Origin of the sequence: Synechococcus sp. R8-2 (assembly GCF_047461715.1) — a bacterium.
GTDB lineage: Bacteria > Cyanobacteriota > Cyanobacteriia > Thermostichales > Thermostichaceae > Thermostichus.
This window is the reverse complement of record NZ_JANSHQ010000256.1, coordinates 1-4,938: the sequence shown is the minus strand read 5'-3', so window position 1 is coordinate 4,938 and position 4,938 is coordinate 1. Positions and strand designations below refer to the sequence as shown.

General features: G+C 59.8%; 5 protein-coding genes. All 5 read left to right on the top strand.

Annotated features, from left to right (window positions below; translation table 11 throughout):
- Positions 1-2,021: bifunctional aconitate hydratase 2/2-methylisocitrate dehydratase (locus tag NW819_RS06735; protein WP_414413282.1), on the top strand; the 2,021-nt coding region annotated here is incomplete at its 5' end.
- Between the two features lie 67 nt (positions 2,022-2,088).
- Positions 2,089-2,382: a PepSY domain-containing protein gene (locus NW819_RS06730; protein ID WP_414413281.1), complete on the top strand. Its 294-nt coding sequence runs from the start codon at positions 2,089-2,091 to the stop codon at positions 2,380-2,382.
- Positions 2,383-2,578: 196 nt separating this feature from the next.
- Entirely contained in the window at positions 2,579-3,019 is a 441-nt protein-coding gene (locus tag NW819_RS06725; protein WP_414343518.1) for an Hsp20/alpha crystallin family protein, read from the top strand.
- 279 nt (positions 3,020-3,298) lie between these two features.
- On the top strand, positions 3,299-4,420 hold the full coding sequence (locus tag NW819_RS06720) for an ABC transporter ATP-binding protein (protein ID WP_414409110.1): 1,122 nt from the start codon (positions 3,299-3,301) through the stop codon (positions 4,418-4,420).
- A 52-nt stretch (positions 4,421-4,472) separates the two neighbouring features.
- On the top strand, positions 4,473-4,938 hold a 466-nt coding region (locus NW819_RS06715), incomplete at its 3' end, for a class I SAM-dependent methyltransferase (protein ID WP_414413280.1).

Here is a 4,938-nt window from a genome sequence, read left to right as displayed (position 1 = left end):
CCATGCTGGAGTCCCGCGCTCCGGGATCCCTGGCCGCCATTGCCGAGCTGAAGCGCTGTGGCCATCCGGTCGCCTTTGTGGGGGATGTGGTAGGCACGGGATCCTCCCGCAAATCCGCCCTCAACTCACTCCTCTGGCACATCGGCCACGACATTCCCCATGTGCCCAACAAGCGGGCCGGCGGGGTCATCCTGGGGGGCACCATTGCGCCCATCTTCTTCAACACCGCCGAAGATGCCGGGGCCTTGCCCATCCAGTGCGATGTCTCCCGCCTGGAAACCGGCATGGTGGTTACCATTTGCCCCTACGAAGGTGTGATCCGCTCTGAGGCCGGCCAGGTTCTCTCCACCTTTTCCCTGCGGCCCGTGACCCTCCCCGACGAAGTGCGGGCGGGGGGACGTATTCCCCTGTTGATTGGCCGTGCCCTCACCGACAAAGCCCGCCAAGCCTTGGGTTTGCCTCCCTCGACCTTGTTTATCCGCCCCACTCCACCGGCAGACACCGGCAAAGGCTATACCCTAGCGCAAAAAATCGTGGGCAAAGCCTGTGGGCTGCCAGGCGTGCGTCCGGGCACAAGCTGCGAACCCCTGATAACCACCGTGGGATCCCAGGACACCACCGGCCCCATGACCCGCGATGAGCTGAAGGAGCTGGCCTGTCTGGGCTTCAACGCCGACCTAGTGCTGCAGAGCTTCTGCCACACCGCCGCCTATCCCAAGCCGGTGGACATCCAGATCCACAAAGAGCTGCCCGACTTTTTCGCTTCCCGCGGGGGCGTTGTCCTGCGTCCCGGCGATGGCATTATCCACTCCTGGCTCAACCGCATGCTCCTGCCGGATACCGTCGGCACCGGGGGCGACTCCCACACCCGCTTCCCCTTGGGGATCTCCTTCCCGGCAGGATCCGGTCTGGTGGCCTTTGCCGCCGCCATGGGGGTGATGCCCTTGGACATGCCGGAGTCGGTGCTGGTGCGCTTTACAGGTGAATTGCAGCCGGGGATCACCCTGCGGGACATTGTCCATGCCATCCCCTACGTGGCCATTCAGAGGGGCCTGTTGACCGTTGAGAAAAAAGGCAAGAAAAACGTCTTTGCCGGGCGCATCATGGAGATCGAGGGCCTGCCGGATCTGAAGGTGGAGCAAGCTTTTGAGTTTACCGATGCCTCGGCAGAGCGCAACTGTGCCGGCTGTACCATCCAGCTGAGCATCGAGACGGTCTCAGAATATCTGCGCTCCAACGTGGTGCTGCTGAAGAACATGATCGCCCGCGGCTACCAGGATGCGAGAACCTTGCTGCGGCGCATCGCCAAAATGGAAGCCTGGCTGGCCAGCCCCACCCTCCTGGAGGCGGATGCCGACGCTGAATACGCCGAAGTCATCGAAATCGACCTCAGCACCATCACCGAGCCGATCGTCTGTGCCCCCAACGATCCCGACAAGGTGATGACCCTGAGCGAAGTCCATGCCCAACACGCCGCCGGCAACCCCGATACGCCGATCAAGATTGACGAAGTTTTCATCGGCTCCTGCATGACCAACATCGGCCACTACCGCGCCGCCGCCAAAATCCTGGAAGGCCAAGGGCGGGCCAAGGTGCGCCAATTCTGGATCTGTCCGCCCACCCGCATGGATGAGGCACAACTGCGCTCGGAAGGCGTATACGGCATCTTTGCTGCCGCCGGGGCCAGAACGGAAATGCCGGGATGCAGCTTGTGTATGGGCAACCAAGCCCGCGTGGAAGACGGGGCCACCGTCATGTCCACCTCCACCCGCAACTTCAACAACCGCATGGGCAAAGACGCGCGGGTTTATCTGGGATCCGCCGAGCTGGCCGCCGCCTGCGCCCTTTTGGGCCGGATCCCCACCCCTGAGGAGTACCGAGAGATCGTCTCCACCAAGATCCAGCCCTTTGCCGGCGAGCTGTACCGCTACCTCAACTTCCACGAGATCCCTGGCTTTGAGGACGAAGGACGGGTCATCCCGCGGCAGCACGTGGAGGAGCTGTCCAGGAGCCGTTCTTGAGCGAGAATAGGGGCTAGCTGCCCTGATAGCATGGCAGGGATCGCCCCATTGCCCTGGAGAAAGCTCAATGGCCCTGAATCCAAAGAGGATCCGCCGCATCCACCGCACCCTTGCCCCCATCCTGGCCTTGCCTTTGGTGGTAACGGTGCTAACGGGATCCCTGTATCAAATTGCCCGCCTTAACCAAAACTTCGACTACTACTGGCTGATCCAAATCCACAAAGGGCAGTGGGGCCCCCTCGATCTGCAAGCGGTTTACCCGTTCTTAAACGGACTGGGGCTGCTGGTGATGGTGGCCACCGGTCTCAGTATGTGGTTACCCACAAAACTCCATCGCCGCCCCAAACATACGGAGTCCTAGAGGGTTTTGGATGGATAAACCTGTAGGGTAAACACCTAAGAAACATTCCAGAAAACCCTACATTTCCCGGAACGGATTTGAATACACTAGAAGCATAGAGGTTTTGCTTATACCTCTAAAGTTGAGCCCCGAAAGCTAAGCTAAAAACTCGAACTGGAAGTCAAAAAAGCAAAGTAATAGAGGAGGAGGATGCTCTATGGCTCTTGTCCGCTGGGATCCATTTCGTGAAATTGACGAAATTCAACGGGAAATGAACCGGATGTTCGACCGGCTGATCCCTCGCACCACCGAGGCCGACGGCTTTGCCTTCATGCCGGCAGTGGAGATGCACGATGATCCCGAAACCATTACCCTGAAGCTGGAGCTGCCCGGCTTGAACCCCAACGACTTGGATATCCAAGCGACAGCCGAAGCGGTCTCCATCACCGGGGAACGGCGATTTGAGAAGCGCTCTGAAGACAAAGGGGTAACCCGGACTGAATTCCGTTATGGGCGCTTCCAACGGGTGATCCCACTGCCGAGCCGGATCAAACACGATCAGGTGAAAGCCGAATACAAAGATGGGATCCTCACCCTCACCTTGCCCAAGGCAGACTCTGAAAAAGCCCAAGTGGTTAAAGTGAGCGTTGTCTCCTGATGGCCTAGAGGTTAGGCAACTTCCTAATAGGGAAAAAGGATCCCATAGAGGTAGGCGATGAGCCTACCTTTTTTTACATTTCGGTTCAAGATTCCATGGCTTCCCAGCTCCCCTCTCCTTCTGGGAAAGGGGCCGGGGCAAGGGCAGGGGCAACGACCATAAACTGGCTTCGCTGCAGGGATCCCCAGCTCTCCCTACCGAACTCAACTCAACTCGATTTGACTTTTGCCCGCCGCTTTGGATAGGGTTTGAGTGCGCAACGGAGCCAAGGTTGAGAGCATGGCCAGCGTTACCTACGAACACGTTACCAAGCGCTACAGAGACACCACCGCCGTCCATGACCTGAACATCACCGTCGAAGACGGGGAATTTCTCGTCTTTGTCGGCCCCTCCGGCTGCGGCAAAACCACCTCCCTGCGCATGTTGGCCGGCTTGGAAGAAGTGAGCGCCGGCTCCATCTACATTGGCGATCGACGGGTGAACGATGTCCCCCCCAAGGATCGGGATATCGCCATGGTCTTCCAATCCTATGCCCTCTACCCCCACATGACCGTGGCCGAGAACATGGCCTTTGGCCTCAAGCTGCGCGGCCTGCCACGGGCGGAGATCGAAAGCCGGGTCAGAGGGGTGGCCAAGCGCCTTGGGATCGAACACCTGCTCAACCGCAAGCCCAAGGAACTTTCGGGTGGGCAACGGCAGCGGGTTGCCGTCGGGCGGGCCATCGTGCGCAATCCGGCGGTGTTTTTGATGGATGAGCCCCTCTCCAACTTGGATGCCAAGCTGCGGGTACAGGCGCGGGCCGAGATTAGCAAGTTGCACATGCAACTGGGCACCACCTTCATCTACGTCACCCACGACCAGGTGGAGGCCATGACCATGGGCAACCGCATTGCCGTCATGAAGGATGGCCGCCTGCAGCAGGTGGATACCCCCCACACCCTCTACACCCGCCCGGCCAACCTGTTTGTGGCCGGGTTCATCGGCAGCCCCGCCATGAATTTCTTCCAGGCCAAGCTGCGGGAGCAGGAGGGCACCCTCTGGATCGATACCGGCGCCTTCCGCGTGGCCATCCCGCCCCACCAGGCAGAGCCCTATTGGCAATACGTCGGCAAGTCGGTCATCTTCGGCATCCGCCCGGAAAACATCCACGATCCCCACTACCAACCCCCAGGGATCCAACCTGCCCCGGTGCGGGCTAAGGTCTCGGTAACGGAGCTGGTGGGCCATGAAGTAATCCTCTATCTCAGCACCAGCGACCGAGAAGGGATCCTGGCCGAGCAGGAGTTTATTGCCCGCGTGGATCCCCGTACCCAGCTGCGCGTCAACCAGTGGGCGGAAGTGATCTTCGACATGGATCGCTTCCACCTGTTCGATCCCGAAACCGAGCAGCGCCTAGGTTAAACCCTGGAATCGCTTTAGAATCCTAATCAGTCCTACAGAGGCAGGGATCCCTATGCCGGAGCAATCGACGTCCCGCTTGGTTCAGGCGCAGTTTGACGAATTTCCCTACCCGAATGTCCCGATTGAGCAGACGGTTACGGATAACTTCGCGCTGTTTGCCAACAGCCTCACCACCGCTTACTATCGCCGCAACCGCAAGGTGGTCAAACCCGAGGGCAAAGTGATGCTCAACGCCGGCTGTGGCTCCGGCTGGGAAACCCTCGTGCTGGCCACGGCCAATCCGGGTGCCACCTTCGTCGGGGTGGACATCTCGGCAGAATCCCTGAAAATGGCCCGGCAGCGCTTCGAGTTCCACCAGATCAAAGAGGCGCGTTTCGAGGTGATGGACATCACCGACCTGAGGGCCTTGGGGGAGCAGTTCGATTTCATCGCCTGCAATGACGTGCTCTACCTACTGGACGATCCGGTGGCAGGGCTGAAAGGCATGCGCCAGGTGCTCAAACCGGACGGCATCATCC

Bases quoted from the DNA above. Each gene is read 5' to 3' on its own strand.
- NW819_RS06730 (WP_414413281.1), top strand. From the start codon at position 2,089: ATGGCCCTGAATCCAAAGAGGATCCGCCGCATCCACCGCACCCTTGCC.
- NW819_RS06725 (WP_414343518.1), top strand. From the start codon at position 2,579: ATGGCTCTTGTCCGCTGGGATCCATTTCGTGAAATTGACGAAATTCAA.
- NW819_RS06720 (WP_414409110.1), top strand. From the start codon at position 3,299: ATGGCCAGCGTTACCTACGAACACGTTACCAAGCGCTACAGAGACACC.